The 17,662-nt window shown below is 64.0% G+C and carries 14 protein-coding genes and 2 pseudogenes; 8 read left to right on the plus strand and 8 right to left on the minus strand.

Annotation, left to right across the window (positions count from 1 at the left end):
* Positions 1-52: 52 nt before the first annotated feature.
* A pseudogene (locus tag AKN84_RS00400) lies at positions 53-3,198 on the minus strand (efflux RND transporter permease subunit).
* Positions 3,195-4,367: an efflux RND transporter periplasmic adaptor subunit gene (locus tag AKN84_RS00405; protein ID WP_050418809.1), complete on the minus strand. Its 1,173-nt coding sequence runs from the start codon at positions 4,365-4,367 to the stop codon at positions 3,195-3,197. Before AKN84_RS00405 ends, AKN84_RS00400 begins: the two are co-directional and overlap by 4 nt.
* 182 nt (positions 4,368-4,549) lie before the next feature.
* Between AKN84_RS00405 and AKN84_RS00410 the strand changes: the two genes are divergently transcribed.
* From AKN84_RS00410 to tolA, 7 genes and pseudogenes are all read left to right on the plus strand, one after another.
* On the plus strand, positions 4,550-5,011 hold the full coding sequence (locus AKN84_RS00410) for a MarR family winged helix-turn-helix transcriptional regulator (RefSeq protein ID WP_050418810.1): 462 nt from the start codon (positions 4,550-4,552) through the stop codon (positions 5,009-5,011).
* A 132-nt stretch (positions 5,012-5,143) separates the two neighbouring features.
* Positions 5,144-5,383, plus strand: coding sequence for a hypothetical protein (locus AKN84_RS00415; protein WP_050418811.1), 240 nt, complete (start codon positions 5,144-5,146; stop codon positions 5,381-5,383).
* A 215-nt stretch (positions 5,384-5,598) separates the two neighbouring features.
* Positions 5,599-8,156 (plus strand): annotated as a pseudogene (locus tag AKN84_RS00420) (TonB-dependent receptor).
* Between the two features lie 19 nt (positions 8,157-8,175).
* Positions 8,176-8,865 carry a Fe2+-dependent dioxygenase gene (locus tag AKN84_RS00425; protein WP_050418812.1) on the plus strand — a complete coding sequence of 230 codons (690 nt, stop codon included), beginning with the start codon at positions 8,176-8,178 and terminating at the stop codon, positions 8,863-8,865.
* Positions 8,866-8,868: 3 nt separating this feature from the next.
* On the plus strand, positions 8,869-9,882 hold the full coding sequence (gene exbB / locus AKN84_RS00430) for a tonB-system energizer ExbB (protein WP_050418813.1): 1,014 nt from the start codon (positions 8,869-8,871) through the stop codon (positions 9,880-9,882).
* A gap of 3 nt (positions 9,883-9,885) precedes the next feature.
* A complete protein-coding gene (gene exbD / locus AKN84_RS00435) occupies positions 9,886-10,350 on the plus strand; it encodes a TonB system transport protein ExbD (RefSeq protein ID WP_050418814.1) in 465 nt (154 codons plus the stop codon).
* 12 nt (positions 10,351-10,362) lie between these two features.
* Positions 10,363-11,157, plus strand: coding sequence for a cell envelope integrity protein TolA (tolA, locus tag AKN84_RS00440; RefSeq protein ID WP_050418815.1), 795 nt, complete (start codon positions 10,363-10,365; stop codon positions 11,155-11,157).
* A gap of 103 nt (positions 11,158-11,260) precedes the next feature.
* Here tolA and AKN84_RS00445 read toward each other — a convergent pair whose 3' ends face one another.
* From AKN84_RS00445 to AKN84_RS00460, 4 genes are all read right to left on the minus strand, one after another.
* Entirely contained in the window at positions 11,261-12,481 is a 1,221-nt protein-coding gene (locus AKN84_RS00445) for an ABC transporter substrate-binding protein (RefSeq protein WP_050418816.1), read from the minus strand.
* Positions 12,482-12,676: 195 nt separating this feature from the next.
* A complete protein-coding gene (locus AKN84_RS00450) occupies positions 12,677-13,084 on the minus strand; it encodes a hypothetical protein (protein ID WP_050419059.1) in 408 nt (135 codons plus the stop codon).
* A gap of 102 nt (positions 13,085-13,186) precedes the next feature.
* Entirely contained in the window at positions 13,187-13,867 is a 681-nt protein-coding gene (locus tag AKN84_RS00455) for a site-2 protease family protein (RefSeq protein ID WP_050418817.1), read from the minus strand.
* Between the two features lie 85 nt (positions 13,868-13,952).
* Complete coding sequence (locus AKN84_RS00460) at positions 13,953-14,867, minus strand: DMT family transporter (protein WP_050418818.1); 915 nt, start codon at positions 14,865-14,867, stop codon at positions 13,953-13,955.
* Between the two features lie 93 nt (positions 14,868-14,960).
* Here AKN84_RS00460 and AKN84_RS00465 point away from each other — a divergent pair, with 93 nt between their 5' ends.
* Positions 14,961-15,830: a LysR substrate-binding domain-containing protein gene (locus AKN84_RS00465; RefSeq protein ID WP_050418819.1), complete on the plus strand. Its 870-nt coding sequence runs from the start codon at positions 14,961-14,963 to the stop codon at positions 15,828-15,830.
* A 211-nt stretch (positions 15,831-16,041) separates the two neighbouring features.
* Here AKN84_RS00465 and AKN84_RS00470 read toward each other — a convergent pair whose 3' ends face one another.
* Both AKN84_RS00470 and AKN84_RS00475 read right to left on the minus strand, forming a co-directional pair.
* On the minus strand, positions 16,042-16,788 hold the full coding sequence (locus AKN84_RS00470) for an SDR family NAD(P)-dependent oxidoreductase (RefSeq protein ID WP_050418820.1): 747 nt from the start codon (positions 16,786-16,788) through the stop codon (positions 16,042-16,044).
* A gap of 22 nt (positions 16,789-16,810) precedes the next feature.
* The gene (locus AKN84_RS00475; protein WP_050418821.1) at positions 16,811-17,542 is read right to left on the minus strand and encodes an SDR family oxidoreductase; all 732 of its coding nucleotides are present in this window, start codon (positions 17,540-17,542) and stop codon (positions 16,811-16,813) included.
* Positions 17,543-17,662 lie beyond the last annotated feature (120 nt).

The raw sequence follows: 17,662 nt of genomic DNA on the forward strand, positions 1-17,662 counted from the left end.
GGCTCCGAAATGAACATCTTTCGGATGTGCCGGTATGGCGGCCAAAGTCAAGTCACTCGGCGGCCTCCTTGACCGATCGGTCGTCGCCATCGTCGGCGTCGTGGTCGGCGTGCGGCGAGCGGCCCCAGTTCGCAAACGCGTTGGAGAGCCGGTCGAGATAGAGATAAACCACCGGCGTCGTGAACAGCGTCAGCGCCTGGCTGACGATCAGGCCGCCGACCATGGCGTAGCCGAGCGGCTGGCGGATTTCGGAGCCGGTGCCGGTCCCGAGCATCAGCGGCACGCCGCCGAGCATGGCGGCCATCGTCGTCATCATGATCGGGCGGAAGCGGAGCAGGGCGGCCTGACGGATTGCCGCCACCGGCTCCATGTGCTGGTCGCTCTCGGCGGCGATCGCGAAGTCGACCATCATGATGCCGTTCTTCTTCACGATGCCGATCAGGAGGATGATGCCGATCAGCGCGATCAGCGAGAAGTCGAAGCCCGCGGCCATCAGGATCGCCAGCGCGCCGACGCCTGCCGAGGGCAGCGTCGACAGAATGGTGATCGGGTGGATGTAGCTCTCGTAGAGAATACCCAGGATCAGGTAGACGACCACGAGCGCCGCCAGGATCAGCAGCGGCACGCTCGACAGCGACTGCTGGAACGCCTGTGCGGTGCCCTGGAAGCTCGAGCTCAGGGTCGGCGGCGCGCCGAGGTCGATCATGGCCTTCTGCACCGCATCCGTCGCCTGGCCGAGCGCGACGCCCTGCGCCAGGTTGAACGAGATGGTGATGGCCGGGAACTGGCCCTGGTGGCTGATCGACAGCGGCCGCACCGGCACGGTGGTCCATTTCGCAAAGGTCGACAGCGGCACCTGTTCGCCGGTCAGCGGCGACTTGATGTAGATGTTGTTCAGCGTGTCGATCGAGCCCTGCAGCTCCGGCAGCACTTCGAGAATGACGTGGTAGCTGTTGAGCTGGGTGAAGTACTGCGTCACCTGGCGCTGGCCGAACGCGTCATAGAGCGTGTCGTCGATCAGCTGCGGCTGGATGCCATAGCGCGAGGCGGTGTCGCGGTTGATCTTCAGCTCGACGGTGGTGCCGTTGGTCTGCTGGTCGGTGGCGACGTCGCGCAGCTGCGGCAGCGTCTGCATCTTGCCGAGGATCTTCGGCGCCCATTCGTTCAGCTCGGCAAGGTTGGCATCCTGCAGCGTGAACTCGAACTGGGTGCGGGTCGGGCGGCCGCCGAGGCGGACGTCCTGCGCGGCCTGCATGAACAGCCGGGCACCGAGCACCTTCTCCAGCTTCGGCCGCAGCCGGGCGATGATCTGCTGGGCGTTGGCATCGCGCTCGTTCAGCGGCTTGAGCGTGATGAACATGTTGCCGTTGTTGCCGGCCCGGCCGCTGCCGCCGATCGCCATCGCCACCGTCGCCACGCCGGGATCCTGCATGACGATCTTGCTGAGCTGCTCCTGCTTGCCTTTCATTTCGGCGAAGGAAATGTCCTGGTTGGCTTCCGAGGTCGCGGTGATCAGGCCGACGTCCTGCTGCGGGAAGAAGCCCTTCGGGATGATGACGAACATGTAGATCGACAGCGCCAGCGTCGCGAAGAAGATCATCAGGGTGGTGAACTTCCAGCGCAGCGCAAGGTCGAGCACGGTTTCATAACCACGCAGCATCGCGTCGAAGCCGCGCTCGCTGAGCTTGTAGAGACGGCCGTGCCGCTCCTCATTGTGGGCGCGCAGGAAGCGCGAGGCCATCATCGGGGTCAGCGTCAGCGACACGAACATCGAGACGAAGATGGTCATCGCCAGCACCACCGCGAATTCGCGGAACAGGCGGCCGATGATGCCGCCCATCAGCAGCAGCGGGATCAAGACCGCGACCAGCGAGATGCTGATCGAGACGATGGTGAAGCCGATTTCCTTGGATCCCTTGAAGGCGGCCGCCATCGGCCGCTCGCCTTCCTCGATGTAGCGGCTGATGTTCTCCAGCATCACGATGGCGTCGTCGACCACGAAACCGACCGCGATCGTCAGCGCCATCAGCGACAGATTGTCGAGCGTGTAGCCGAAGATCCACATCAGCGCGCAGGCGCCCAGCAATGCCAGCGGCACCGTCACGGCAGGGATGACGGTGGCCCAGAAGCTGCGCAGGAAGGCGAAGATCACCATCACGACCAGGAAGATGGTCAGGAGCAGGGTGAACTGGACGTCCTCCACCGCGGCACGGATCGTGGTGGTGCGGTCCGAGATGACCTCGATCTTGACCGCCGGCGGAATGGCCGCGACCAGCCGCGGCAGCGCCGCCTTGATCTTGTCGACGGTGTCGATGACGTTGGCGCCGGGCTGCTTGAAGACGACGAGGAACACGCCGCGCTTGCCGTTGGCCCAGGCGGCCTGCTTGGCGTCCTCCGGTCCGGTCACGGCCTGGCCGATGTCGCGGATCCGGAGCGGCCCGCCATTCTTGTACGCGATGATGACGTTGTTCCAGGGCTCCGCCGTGAGCAGCTGGTCGTTGGCATAGATGGTGTAGGCGCGGGTGGCGCCGTCGATATTGCCCTTCGGGCTGTCGACGGTTGCGATATTGATCGCTGCGCGGACATCCTCCAGCGACAGACCCTTTGCGACAAGCTTGGCCGGATCGATCTGAACGCGGACCGATGGTTTCTGCTGACCGCCGATGATGACCTGCGCGACGCCGGAGATCTGGCTGATCTGCTGGGCAAGCTGGGCGTCGACGGAATCGCTGACCGTCGTCAGCGGCAGCGTGTCCGAGGTGGCCGACAGCAGCATGATCGGCGCGTCCGCCGGATTGACCTTGCGATAGGTCGGCGGCGAGGGAAGGTTCTTCGGCAACTGGCCGCTGGCGGCGTTGATGGCGGCCTGCACGTCATTGGCGGCGCGTCGATCGAACGGTTGAGGTCGAACTGGATCGTGACCGATGCCGTGCCGAGATAACTCGTCGAAGTCATCTGCGCGATGCCGGGGATCTGCGCGAACTGGCGCTCCAGCGGCTGGGCGACCGAACTCGCCATCGTCTCCGGGCTACCGCCCGGCAGCGTTGCCGTGATCTGGATGGTCGGGAAGTCGACTTGCGGCAGCGGCGCCACCGGAAGCAGGGGGTAGGCGACGAGGCCGACAAACAGGATGCCGGCCATCAGCAGCGAGGTGCCGATGGGGAAGCGAATGAATGGTGCGGAAATTCCGTCGCTCATTCCTGCGTAACCTTCGACTGGGACTGGTCCGAGCTCGCCACCGCCGTCGTCACCAGGGTTCCCGGCGAGACCTTGTACTGGCCCGCGGTGATCACCTGCTGTCCCGGCGACAGGCCTTCGTCGATCACCGACTTGCCGTCGATCGACTGGCTGACCTTGAGCTTGCGAAGCTCGGCCTTGTTCTCCTGATTGACCGAATACGCGTACAGGCCTTCGGTGCCATGCTGCACCGCGTCATCTGGCACGACGGTGGCATCCTTCAATGTCCGGACCAGGAGCCGGGTCGAGACCGACTGGCCCGGCCACAGCGCATGGTCCTTGTTATCAAACACCGCCTTCAGCCGGACAGTCCCGCTTGTGGTGTCGACCTGATTGTTGATCAGCGCCAGGGTTCCGGTCGACAGCACCCGTTTGCCGTCGGTGGTCAGGGCAATGGTCTTGGGCGGCGCAACGGCCAATGCCGCCTTGATATCGGGCAGCTGGTCTTCCGGCGCGGTGAAGATCACGGTGATCGGCTCGATCTGGGTGATCGTCACGATGCCGGTCTGTGCCGAGGCGTTGACGATGTTGCCGATGTCGACCAGTCGCAGGCCGACGATGCCGTCGATCGGCGACTTCACGGTGGCGTAGTCGACCTGGGTCTGCGCGTTGAAGATTGCGGCTTCGTCGGCCGTGATCTGCGCCGTGAGCTGGGCCACGGTGGAGCGCTGGGTGTCGAGCTGCTGGCGCGTCGCGAACTCGCCGAGCTTGGTGTAGCGCTGCAGATCGAGATTGGCGTTGGCGAGGTTGGCCTCGTCCTGGGCCTTCTTGGCCTTGGCCTGGTCGAGCGTCGCCTGATAGGGCCGCGGATCGATCTCAACCAGCGTGTCGCCCGCCTTGACGAACTGGCCTTCCTTGAAAGCGACCTTGGTGATCTGGCCGTCGACCCGGGTGCGGACCTGGACGGTGTTGAACGCCTGCACCGTGCCGAGACCGGTCAGGTAGACCGGGAAGTCGGCCTTCTCGACCGGCGAGATCTTGACCGGAACGGCGGGGCGCTGCTGAGCGGCACGCTTCTGCGCGGCCTCGGCCGCGAGCTTGTTGTCGGAGTATTTTTGCCAGCCGAAATAGCCGGCCGCGCCAACCGCAGCGATCACTAAAACCCAGCCGATGGTGCGTGACTTTGACATGCGGACTCTTGGGTTCGACGTAACAATAAAGGGTGATCGAAACGGTTCACAGAGCTTGCGGATATAATATGCGTGCACTTAATGTGTAAACACACCAAGGCTTGAGAATCCTAAACATTTGGAAAGGTTTAGGTCAGAAACGAGCAGAAACATTCCGGCTGTGAAACGCACCGAGGACCCCTATGTCGCTCGATCTCAAACGCCAATTCATTGCGCAGCTCGTCGAGAGTTCCAGGCTGCTGCGCAATTATATCGATCATCGCGCCAAGGCGCGAGGCACCACGCGCGCCCAATGGATCGTGCTCTTCCGCCTGCGTGAGCAGGAAGGACTGTCCCAGGTCGACCTTGCCGACGTGCTCGAATTGCAGCCGATCTCGCTGGTGCGGCTGCTTGACCGACTTGTCGAACATGGCCTGCTCGAACGCCGTCCCGATCCCAGGGATCGTCGCGCCAATCGTCTATTCCTAACCAGGACCGGGCGCCGCCTGGTCGACGACCTCGACAGCCTGCGCGATGCGATCGCCGGCGACGTGCTGCGCGACGTATCGGACAGGCATGTCGAGAGTGGCCTCGCCACGCTTCGCGAGGTCAAGGATCGCATCAAGGCGCTCGGCGAGGACGCCGAGCACATCGCCGCGAAATAGCGCGCGTCGCATCGCGCGCAGTCCTGCACTCGATCCCTTCATCAGGTTACGGTTCGCCGACGCGGTTGAAACGCCGCGGGATGTCGTTCATATCGCGCAGCGACAAGACGATGCGAGAGGATGAGGGCCGCGATGGATGAATTGAACGGGCGCATGATGGCATGCCAGATCCTGGTCACCGGATTGATCGCGCACGTTGCCAACGAGCAGCGTGATCCGCTGCGCTTTCTCACCGACTTCCGCGACGAGATCAAAGCGGTCGTCAACGGCGTCAATATCGCCGGCCTCGAGAACAGCGACCGTGTGCGGCAGGTCGCGCAGCTGACCATCGACGAGCTGTTTTCGCTGATGAAGCCGCCAAGCGCGGAGTGATTGTCGGCAACAATTTAGAACGGTTATTAGAACGCTTAAAAACTAGAGTTTAGAACGATTTCAAACCGCAGATTAGAATCCCTTTGAACTGGGGCGATTCAAGCAAACTGTGGCGCTGATCGCATTGATAAAAAAGGTCACGCTCGATAACCGGAGGAGACAGTTCGTCGCACGTGACTTCGCGACGAATTTGCTTTCTGGGGGCGTGCAAGACAATGAGCAATGTGAAGGCGCCGAGATCGCTGCGCTTCGAAGCGACGATCGGTTCGGCTGACGATACGGGTTATTCCGCTGCGAAGGTCTCCGCCGTCGCGAGCCTGATCGCGGTGGCGTCGTTCTCGGGGGCCGAAGCGCAGCAGACCAACCTGCCGCCGGTGAATGTCGATGCCCCGGTCGCGCGCCCGCGGCCCGTCTCCTCCAAGCCCACGTCGGACCAGGTCCGCGCCCGCAACGCGCTGCGCCGCGCCGCGCGCCGCAGCAATCAGCAGGCCCAGCAGGCGCCGGTGCCGTTTCCCAATGCCGGCGGTCTTCCCGCCGACCGCGATCGCTACGCGGATCCGGCCGCGCCGTACAAGGGCGACCGCCTGCAGGCCTCCGGGAAGTATCCCGAGCCGATCCTGAACACGCCGAAGTCGGTCACCGTGCTGACCAAGGACGTGCTCGAAGACAAGAACGCCACCTCGCTGAAGTCGGCAATCCTGTCGACCGCCGGCGTGACGCTCGGCACGGGCGAGGGCGGCAACGCGTTCGGCGACCGCTTCTTCATCCGCGGCTTCGACGCCCGCAACGATATCTTCATCGACGGCGTGCGCGACGCCGGCGTCAGCGTCCGCGAGAACTTCTTCACCGAGCAGGTCGAGATCCTGCGTGGCCCGGGGTCGACGTTTGCAGGCCGCGGCACCACCGGCGGTGCGATCAACATCGTCACCAAGCAGGCGACGACAGAGAACAGCTTCTACAACATGGACACCTCGTTCGGCACCGATCGCACCAAGCGCGTGACGCTCGATGTCAACCAGGTGATCAGTCCGACGCTGGCGATCCGCGCCGGCGGCCTGTTCCAGGATGCCGGCGTCGCCGGCCGCAGCTATGTCACCGACAACCGCGATGGCGCGTTCGTCGCCGGAACGTGGAAGCCGGTCGATGCGGTGAAGATCACCGGCAACTACATCCATACCGAGCTCACCGGCATCCCGGATTTCGGCGTGCCGTACTATCGGCCGAGCACCGCCAGCACGGCGGGCGGCCCGTTCCCGGACTTCGGCGTCAACCGCAACAATTTCTACGGCTTCGTCAATCGCGACTTCTTCAGGACCGGGCAGGACATCGGCACGATCAACGCCGAGGTGCAGGTCACGCCGGATCTCGTGATCAGCAACAAGATCCGGGAATCGCGCTCGACCCAGAACTACATCGGCACGCTGCCGGAGTCGCCGACGCTCGCCGCCGCGCGCCATTCTCGAGCTATACGCTCACTGCCAACCCGCAAAGCCGCTTCCAGGTCACCGATGTGTTCGCCAACCAGACCGAAGCGACCTACAAGTTCAACGACGGCGTCGGCTTCAAGCACACAGCGCTTGCCGGGTTCGAATATGACAATGAAAGGTCCTCGATCGATAAGTATCTTGGTCTGAATTCGGAAGCGCTGCCTGGCGGATTCACCGGCAGTGGATCGCTTTCTGGCGTCAGCGTGTTCAATCCGCAATACACCAACATTCCGTTCCCGATTCCGTCGGGGCTGTCCGGGCTGCCGACCAAACTCACCGTCGACACCAAGAGTGTCTATGTTCTGGATAGCGCCAACTACAACGATCTCGTGATCCTCAACGGCGGCGTCCGCTATGACGACTACAACATCAAGACCAGTGGCTATGGTACGGTCAATGGTGTCGCCAACGTTTTCGGTCAGCAGCAGCAAGACTACGGCATGCCGAACTTCAACCTTGGCCTGACGCTCAAGCCGTTGCCGAACGGGAGCGTCTATGCCGCCTATGCCACGTCATCCAACCCGGTCGGCGCGGAATTTGACGGTTCGAGCATTCAGTATGGTGGCCTCGCGCCGGTCCTCAACGGCAATCCAAGCCAGATCTTCGGGCCGGAGAAGAACAAGGCGATTGAAGTCGGAACCAAGTGGGAGCTGTTCGATCGCCATTTGCTGGTGACGGCGGCGCTGTTCCAGACCGAGAAGGAAAACGCGCGCGAATCCATGAACGTCACCCCGGCGACCGCAACCGCCGCATGCCCTTACCCGGCTGGTACGACCGGAACTGTCTCCTGCATCAGCGCTGGCGCGGCCTATAGGATCCGCGGCATCGATCTCGGAGTGGGCGGTAAGATCACCGACAAGTGGAGCGTGTTCGGCGGCCTCGTGCTCATGCAGTCGGAAGTGACCAAATCGAATATTCCGCCTGCGAACACGACTCTGTACACCTCGAACGTCGGCTTGCCGCTCGCCAATGTGGCGCACCAGTCGTTCAGCATGCTCTCGAAATACCAGCTGACCGACATGTGGGAAATCGGCGGGCAGGCAGTGTATCGTTCCAAGGTGTATGGCGGCACCTTCCTTGCGGCCAACCAGGGTACGTCGATCCCGAGCTATTGGCGCTTCGACGCCTTTGCCGAGGCAAAGATCGACAAGCACTGGACCATGAAGCTGTTCGTCAACAACATCTTCGACAAGCGCTACTACGACGCGCTGTACCAGAGCGCAGCACCGTTCGTGTTCGAGGCGCCGGGACGCGCTGCGTATCTGGTTGTGTCTGCGCGTTACTGACGGAGGCTCGCGGCACAAGATGCTGGTCTGTATTCCCAACGTATTGAGCAAGGCTGATGTGGCGGACTTCCGCCGCATCATGGACGCCAGCGAATGGGAAGACGGCCGCTCAACCGCCGGTGCTGCGTCCGCGATGGTCAAGCGCAACGAGCAGCTGCCGCCGGACAGCGAGGTCGCGCGGCAGCTCGGCAACCGGATCCTGTCGGCGCTGTCGGCAAGCCCGCGCTTCATCTCGGCGGCGATCCCGCTTCAAATCTTCCCACCTCTGTTCAACCGCTACGCCGCAAGCGACGGGCACCATTTCGGCCTGCATGTCGACAATGCGGTGCGGGGCGACAGACTGACCGGCATGCGGATCCGCACCGACCTGTCGGTCACACTGTTTTTATCGGAGCCGGAAGACTATGATGGCGGCGAGCTGGTCATCGAAGACCTCTACGGATCGCATGAAATCAAGCTGCCGGCGGGCGATCTCGTGGTTTATCCTGCTTCCAGCTTGCATCTGGTCACGCCGGTCACGCGGGGCGTGCGGGTAGCGTCTTTTTTCTGGCTGCAGAGCATGGTACGGGATGCCCACGCGCGGAGCCTGATCTTTGATCTCGATACCGCGATCCAGGCTCTGGTGGAGCGGCTGGGGCGCGATGACCCTGAAACGGTCAAATTGACCGGGATTTATCACAACCTGATCCGTCACTGGGCTGAAGTGTAACTGATGATGACATTCAAGTTCCCCGCTGCATCCGCCATGATCGCCTCGCTGGCGATGCTGATGCTGGCCGCGCCGTCTTCGGCGCAGCAGCAAACGGCGCCTGCCGCGCAGCCCGCGCCCGTGACCCGGCCGCAGCCCGCGCCCGCTGCTCAACCGGCTGCCCAGGCCGCGCCGGTGGCCCAGCCGGCGCCCGCCGCGCCGCAGGCACAGGCCGTCGCGGCTCCGGCACCGGCGGCACTCGATGCGTCGTCGGCCGCGAGCGGCGATGGCAGGACCCTGAAATCGACCAGCACCGGCCTGCACGAATTGTCGCCGTGGAACATGTTCTTGAACGCCGACATCATCGTGAAGGCGGTGATGCTCGGCCTCGCGTTCGCGTCGCTGGTGACCTGGACGGTGTTCATCGCCAAGATGGTCGAGCTGACTGTCGCGCAAAGCAAGCTGCGCGGCGCGCTCGCCAAGATCGCGGAATCGCGGTCGCTGGCGGAAGCACAGTTCGCGCTTGGCGCCAAGGGCACCGTGCTGTCGTCGTTCATTGGTGCCGCGATGCGCGAAGGGCGTCTGTCGGCGGGCATCTCCAGCGATGCCGGTATCAAGGAGCGCGCGGCATCGAGCTTCGCCGAGATCGTGCGCGCCGAAGCCCGCAAGATCCGCATCGGCATGGGCCTGCTCGCGACCATCGGCGCAACGTCGCCGTTCGTCGGCCTGTTCGGCACCGTGTGGGGCATCATGAACAGCTTCATCGGCATTTCGAAGTCGCAGACGACGAACCTCGCCGTGGTGGCGCCGGGTATCGCGGAAGCGCTGCTCGCCACCGCGATCGGCCTCGTCGCGGCGATCCCTGCCGTGATCATCTACAACCACTTCTCGCGCGTCACGAAGGTTTATCTCGAGCTCGTCAACCGCGCCTCGGGCGCCGCGGGACGGCTGCTGTCGCGCGATCTCGATCGCACCCATGGCAGCATTCCCGGCGAGGTTCCGCGCAGCGCGCACGGGCGCGCCGCCGCGGCGGAGTAGGCGATGGCAGTCTCGATCTCCGAGAACGACGGCGACGACGATTTCGCGGAATCCCACGAGATCAACGTCACGCCGTTCATCGACGTGATGCTGGTGCTGCTGATCATCTTCATGGTGGCAGCACCGCTCTCGACCGTCGACCTGCCGATCGATCTGCCGACCTCCAGCGCGACGCCGCAGAAGAAGCCGGACAAGCCGACCTATCTCAGCATCAAGCCGGACCTGACGCTGGCGATCGGCGAGAACGCGGTGAAGCGGGCCGAGCTGATCAATTCGCTGGATGCGGTGCCCGACATGAGCCGGGACAAATATGTGTTCCTGCGCGCCGATCGCACGGTGCCCTATGGCGAGCTGATGGGCGTCATGGAGCTGTTGCGTGCCGGCGGCTACACGCATGTGAAGCTGGTCACGCTCGAGGGCGTGCCGGGCGCGCCCGGGGCGGCGCCGGCCGATCCGGCCAAACCCTGACGGCGAACCACGATGTCCACCAACCCCGATCTCGATCTGCGGACGTCGAAGCGGCTCTGGGTGATCGCCGCGGTGACGGCGGTCGGGCTGCATCTGGGCGGCGCGGCGCTGGCGCTGACGAATTTGCGCGGCGACGACGGCGACGAGGGGCTTGGCGCGGCCGGCGCGGAGTTCGCGGTCGAGCTTGCCTCTCCGGATGTGCCCGAGGAAGCCGCGCCGCCCGGTGCGCCGGCCGACGAGCAGCAGGCCGTGCAGGAGATGGCGCAGCAGAAGGCAGAGGTGAAGGACACCGACCTGCCTCAGGAAAAGCCTGTCGAGGCCGACGACCCCGATCGCATCGTGACGGAGGACACCGCCAAGAAGCAGAAGGAGGAGGAGGCCAAGGTCGCCAAGGTCGAGACCAACGCGCAGGAAGCGCAGCAGGCTTCAGAGGCGGCCGCGCCAACCAAGCTGGAGGACGCGCGTCAGTCCGAGACGACGAAGGCGCCCAATCCCGGGATCGGCAAGGACAAGTTCGCGCTGACGGCCAAATGGGGCAAGAAGATCAGCGCCTATCTCGACCTGCACAAGAAATTCCCGGAGAACACCAAGACCAAGGAGGGCAAGGTGAAGCTTGCCCTGGTGCTCAATCGTCTCGGCAAGGTCTTGTCCGTCGCGGTGATGGAAACATCCGGGGACGCCGCGTTCGACGACGCAGCGGTCTCGATGGTCCACCGTTCCGATCCGGTGCCGGCGCCGCCGGCGGGGCTGACCGAGGACCAGTTCTCCTTCACGCTTCCCGTCACGTTCAACAAGCCGAAGAAGTAGCAAACGAAGGCGTAGGGCGGGTTAGCGATAGCGCAACCCGCCGATTTTTTTGGAAACGACGGTGGATTACGCTTCGCTAATCCACCCTACAGGATTGTAGCCCTCAGCTCTTCTTCACCAGCGGGCAGACGCTCTTCTCGAGCGGCAGCCAAGCCTCATCGGCGGGGATGGTGGCGATGAGCTTGTAATAGTCCCACGGATATTTCGATTCAGACGGCTTCTTCACCTCGAGCAGGTAGGCGGCGTGGATCTTGCGGCCGTCGACGCGGATCGAGCCCTTGCCGAACAGCGGATCGTCGGTCGGCAGCTCCTTCATCTTGGCGACCACGGCGCGGCCGTCATGTGGATTGCCGCCGAGCGCTTCCAGCGCCTTGAAGTAGTGGATCAGCGACGAATAGACGCCGGCCTGCACCATGGTCGGCGGGTTCTTCTTGAAGCGCTCCATGAAGCGCTTGGTGAAGGCGCGGGTCTGGTCGTTCATGTCCCAGTAGAACGTCTCGGTGAAGTTCAGGCCCTGCGCGACGTTGAGGCCGAGCGCGTTGATATCGGTGATGAACAGCAGCATGCCGGCGAGCCGCTGGCCGCCCGAGATGATGCCGAATTCGGCGGCCTGCTTGATCGCGTTGGTGGTGTCGCCGCCGGCATTGGCAAGACCGACGATCTTGGCCTTCGAGCTTTGCGCCTGCAGCAGGAAGGACGAGAAGTCCGCATTGTTGAGCGGATGCTTGACGCTGCCGAGCACCTTGCCGCCATTCGCGGTGACGACGTTCGAGGTGTCGCGCTCAAGTGCCTGGCCGAATGCATAGTCGGCAGTGAGGAAGAACCAGGTGTCGCCGCCGGATTTCACCAGCGCCTTGCCGGTGCCGTTGGCGAGCATGTAGGTGTCGTAGACCCAGTGCACCGTGTTCGGCGAGCACTGCGCGCCGGTGAGGTCGGACGAGGCGGAGCCCGAGTTCAAATTGACGACGTTCTTTTCCTTGGCGAGGTTGGCGATCGCGAGCCCGACATTGGAGGCCGCGAGATCGACGAACACGTCGACCTTCTCGACATCGATCCACTGCTTGCCGATGTTGACCGCGACGTCGGGCTTGTTCTGGTGATCGGCCGAGATCAGGTCGATCTTCCAGCCCTTGGCCAGCAGCCCGGAATCCTCGATCGCCATCTGTGCCGCGACCGTCGAGCCGGGTCCGCCGATATCCTGATAGAGACCGGACTGATCGCCGAGTGCGCCGACCTTGGCGACCTTGTCCATCGTCTGCGCCGACGCTGTGCCGGCGAATACGAGGCTCGTGGTCACAACCAGGGCTGCAATGGAACGCTTCATCTTCCCTCCAATATGATTTTGTTTTTTGAGTTCCGCATTATGCCCGGCATCGGGCGCGTCGCCTAGGGCGCTGCTTCGATCGAGTGCGCGCGATATTCCACGCAGCGGCGATTGAGTAGCCGATGCCGCGCGACGCGATGCCGCGGGTTCGTGCGCCGATCATGTGTGTCGGGCTGAGTTGAAGCGCAGGCGGCGCTATTTCCAGTAGTAGCGGATCGCGACGTAGACCACGACGAGGCAGGAGAAGATCAGCGCCACCGGCATCGGACGCTTGGCATTCGGGGCGGACGTGGCTGCCTTCTTGGCGGGCAAGCGGCGGAACGCGGTGACGTTGCCGGTGTCGGCGACCGGTTCGCGCGTGCGCGCCGGAACCTCGGGCGCCTTTCCGGCGCCGCCCATCTCCGCATAGTAGGTGCGATACATCTCCTGGATCGTCGCCTCGCTGGCCTCGGCGTCGGTCATCTGTTCCAGCAGCTTCTTGTAGATCGCCAGGAAATTCTGGGCATCGGGCGGCAAAGCGGAAGCGCCGTTCAGCTTGGCCATCATCTTCCAGGTCGCAAAGTCCGCCCGCGCGCGGGTGTCGGCGCGTCGTGCAATCAGCATATCGGCAGCTTTGATCACCATGGCCTCGAAGCGTTCCTGTCCCCGCGCATGATCCGGAAAATTGGGTACCGATTTTCCGGTCAGGTCATGTGCAAATCAAGGCTATGTGTTTCCGGTAATAAGGAGAAGGGCGTTGATTACATAGCCGGTCAGAGTTCGCAGTATCGTTGAAATAACATCAAGATTTAGGCCGACCTGCCTTCCGATCACGGGCAGCAGGATCAACAGCCCGATCAGGATCAGCATGCCGTAGGGCTCCAGCCGGGCGAGCGGGATCGCCAGCGGCCGCGGCAGCAGCCCGACCGCGACCCGGCCGCCGTCCAGCGGCGGGATCGGCATCATGTTGAAGATCGCGAGCACGATGTTGATCAGGAACGCGTTTTTCAGATTGTCCGCGGTCCATTTTGCCGCATCGGCTGGAACCAATGGCAGCGCGTGGAATGCCAGCGCGGCGGCGATCGCCAGGATGATGTTGGTTGCCGGGCCGGCCAAGGCCACCCACACCATGTCGAGCTTGGGATGGTTGAGCTTGCGGAAGTTCACCGGCACCGGCTTGGCGTAGCCGAACAGGAACGGCGAATGCGCGAACAGCAGCACCGCGGGCAGGATCAGCGTGCCGAACGGGTCGATATGCTTGAGCGGGTTGAAGCTGACGCGGCCGAGCTTCCAGGCGGTGTCGTCGCCGAGCCGGTGCGCGACGAAGCCGTGCGCGGCCTCGTGGAAGGTGATGGCGATGATCACCGGCAGCACCCAGACGGAGACGCCGTAGAGGGAAATGTTCAACTGCGTGCCGCCTCAGGTTCGCTTGGGACCGGAGGCTACGCTAGCACGGATTTGCTGAAGTCGATCTGGCAAGCGTTGCCGCGGATCACCGCGCGTCGGGTGCGACGGCGGGCCCCGCCGTGCGCGCTCGTCGCGGCTGGGTGGTCGCGATCCAGATGCCGGCGAACACAGTGACGATGCCGGCCATCAGATTCCAGCTCAGCGGCTCGCCGAGCAGGACCGCGCCGACCAGCGAGGCCGCGATCGGATTGACGGTGACCGAGATCGCCACCCGGGTCGGCGTCGTCCGCTCCAGTGCGAAGGCCCAGAGATAGAAAGTGAGCGCCGCGCCGAACGCGCCGAGATAGGTCGCGCCGAACCATTGCGGCGCGCCAAACTCCGCGACGGGTGCAAAACTGCCGCGCAGCAGCGAGGCCGCGATCAGGACCACGGCGCCGGCGCCCATCGCCAGCGTGGTGAAGGGGATCGGGCCGGAGCGGCGGATATAGGGTTTCGACCAGATGCTGTAGAGCGCCATGCAGAGCGCGGCCGCGACCATCAGCAGATCGCCGCGCCAGGCACCCGGCGGGGCGGTGGCGAGGCCGGAGAGCAGGGCCATCGAGACGCCCAGGATGGTGACCAGCACGCCTGTGGCCTTGCGCGCGGTGAGTGGCTCGGCACCGAGCGCCGCGCCGACCAGCATGGTCAGCAGCGGCAAGGTCGAGAGCGCGAGCGCGCCCCGCGCGGCGGTCGTTGATATCAGCGAGGCGTTGAACAGGATCGGAAACGCCGCGAAGAAAAGCAGGCCGAGGCCGGTGACATCGAGCCAGTCGCGCCGCTGCGGCCAGCTTCCACGTTGCAGCAGGGCCAACGGCAGCAGCAGCAGGACGCCGATGCCAAAACGGAACGCGCCGATCGCCAATGGATCGATCGCGCCGACCAGGAACCGTGTCGCCCCGATCGAGGTTCCGCCGATCGCACTCGACAGCACCGCGGCCAATACCCCCCAGATTTCGCCCATCCCGTTCGATCCCTCTATTTCGCTTGCGCAATCTAGGGAACCGGAGATATTCATGGAATGGAATAAGTATGATACATGAAATCACGGATCGTTATGAGTGCGCCTGTCCTGGACCCGGATCTCCTGCAAGCCTTCGTCGCAGTGGCGGACCATCGCTCCTTCACCCGCGCCGCCGCGGCGCTGAACCGGACCCAATCCGCCGTCAGCATGCAGGTGAAGCGGCTGGAAGAGCGGCTGCAGGCCGAGCTGTTTCACCGCAGCACGTCCAGCGTCGACCTCAGCGCCGCCGGCGAGGGGCTGCTCGGTTATGCCCGCCGTATCCTCAGCCTCAACGCTGAGGCGATCGGCCGGGTGCGCGAGCACGGCACCGACGGGCGGGTTCGCCTTGGCGTGATGGACGACTACGGGACGTTGATCGTGCCGCCGCTGCTCAAGGAATTTGTCGCCAACTACCCGCTGATCCATGTCGAGATGGAGACCGGGCTGACATCGTCGATGACGGACCGGCTCGGCGAAGCCTATGACCTCGTGATCGCGATGCATCCCGAGGGGCGCGGCGAGGGCGAGCTGCTGCGCACCGAGCAGGCGGTGTGGGCCGCAAGCGCATCGCATCGTGTCGAAGAGCTCGATCCGCTGCCGGTCGCGCTCTATCCGCAGGGCTGCCTGTTCCGGGCCTGGGCGATGCAGGCGCTGGACGAAGCGAGCCGGCCGTGGCGACTGGCTTTTGTCAGCCATAGCCTTTCTGCGGTCGAGGCAATCGCGGCCCAGGGCCTCGCCGTGACCGTGGTCAAGTCCGGCACCTTTCCGCCCGCGCTGCGGCGCCTGACGGCGCGTGACGGCATGCCGCGGCTGCCACGGGCCGAGATCCGCCTGCACCGCGCGCCAAATCTGTCGCGCGCGGCATCACTGCTGGCCGATCATCTGGTCGCTGCGCTTCGGCAGCAGGCGAAGCGGGCGAGCTAAGGCGCGATGAGTATTGGTTGAATCGGTTTGGCGCGGTCTCGGTTCACCTCTCCCCGTTGGGGAGAGGTCGGATTGCGAAGCAATCCGGGTGAGGGCTCTTGCCCTCTCGATAGACCGTAATCCCTCACCCGATTTGCTGCGCAAATCGACCTCTCCCAAGGGAGAGGTGAACCTTCGACGCCGTTCCAGCTCAACCTAATCTCATCAGGCTTTAGTAGGTCGCGCGTCCGCCGGAGATGTCGAACACCGCGCCGGTCGAGAAGGCGCAGTCCTCCGAGGCCAGCCACGCCACCATCGCGGCCAGCTCCTCGACCTGCACGAAGCGGCCTTTCGGAATTTTCGACAGCATGAAGTCGATATGCGCTTGCGTCATCTGGTCGAAGATCGCGGTCTTCGCCGCGGCCGGCGTCACGGCATTGACCAGGATGTCATGCTGCGCGAGCTCCTTGCCGAGTGACTTGGTGAGCGCGATCAGGCCGGCCTTCGACGAGGAATAATGCGCGGCGTTCGGATTGCCTTCCTTGCCGGCGATCGAGGCGATGTTGACGATGCGGCCGTATTTCCGGCCGATCATGGTCGGCGCGATCGCCTTGCAGCAGATGAAGGGACCTTCGAGATTGATGCGCATCACCCTGCGCCAATCGTCGAGATCGGTTTCCCATACCGGCTTGTTGGCGCCGGTGATACCGGCGTTGTTGACGAGAATGTCGATCTTGCCGAATGCTCGCAGCGTCTGATCGCGTGCGGCGTCGACCGCGGCAGGATCGGTGACATCGGTCTTGATCGCGATCACGTCCTCGCCGATCGCCCGCGCGGTCTTCTCGGCGAGCGGCTGGTCGAAATCCCAGATCGCGACCTTGGCGCCGGATGCGACGAAGCGCTCGGTGATGGCGCGGCCGAACCCCTGCGCGCCGCCGGTGACGACGGCGCAGCGGCCGTTGAGATCGATCTTGTTCATGCAGAATGCCTTTGCGCGCCCGTCAGAGCATGAAGCCGCCGTCGACGACCATGTCGACGCCGGTGGTGAAAGCGGCTTCGTCGCTCGCAAGATACACAGCCATGGCCGCGATCTCCTCGGCGGTGCCGAGCCGGCCCATCTTCTGGCGGGCGACGAACTTCTCGCGTCCGTCCGGACCCGCCGCAGCTGCGCGCTCCAGCATCGAGGGCGTCTCAACGGTGCCGGGGCAGATCGCGTTGCAGCGGATGCCCTGGGTGATGAAGTCGAGCGCGACCGCGCGCGTGAGCAGCGAAACCGCCGCCTTCGACGCACTGTAGACGTAGCGATTGGCCGGCGGCCGCAACGCCGCGCAGGACGAAATGTTGACGATGCTGCCGCCACCGCCTTCCAGCATCGCAGGCAGAAACGCCTTGATGGTCCGGTGCATGGATTTGACGTTGAGATCGAACGAGAAGTCGAGGTCTTCGTCGGAGCACTCCAGAATGGTGCCGTGATGCACGAAGCCCGCCGCATTGAGCAGGATGTCGATCCTGCCGACGCGCTTGGCGAAGCTGTTGACGTCGGCGGTGCTGCGAACGTCGAGCCGGACGGTCTCGGCGATGCCTTCCTTGCCCAGCGTGGCGATGCCGCTCTCGTTGATGTCGGTGGCGATCACGGTCGCACCTTCACGCGCGAATGCGATCGCGCAGGCGCGCCCGATGCCCGCCGCCGCGGCGGTGACGACGGCGCGCTTTCCCTTCAGTCGATTGGACATTCATATCTCCCAGAGTTCGCCTTGATTTTGTTTCGTCATTGCGAGCGGAGCGAAGCAATCCATTCCTCCGCTGCGGAGCTATGGATTGCTTCGTCGCTGCGCTCCTCGCAATGACGTCGA

Source organism: Bradyrhizobium tropiciagri, from assembly GCF_001189845.1.
Classification (GTDB): domain Bacteria; phylum Pseudomonadota; class Alphaproteobacteria; order Rhizobiales; family Xanthobacteraceae; genus Bradyrhizobium; species Bradyrhizobium tropiciagri.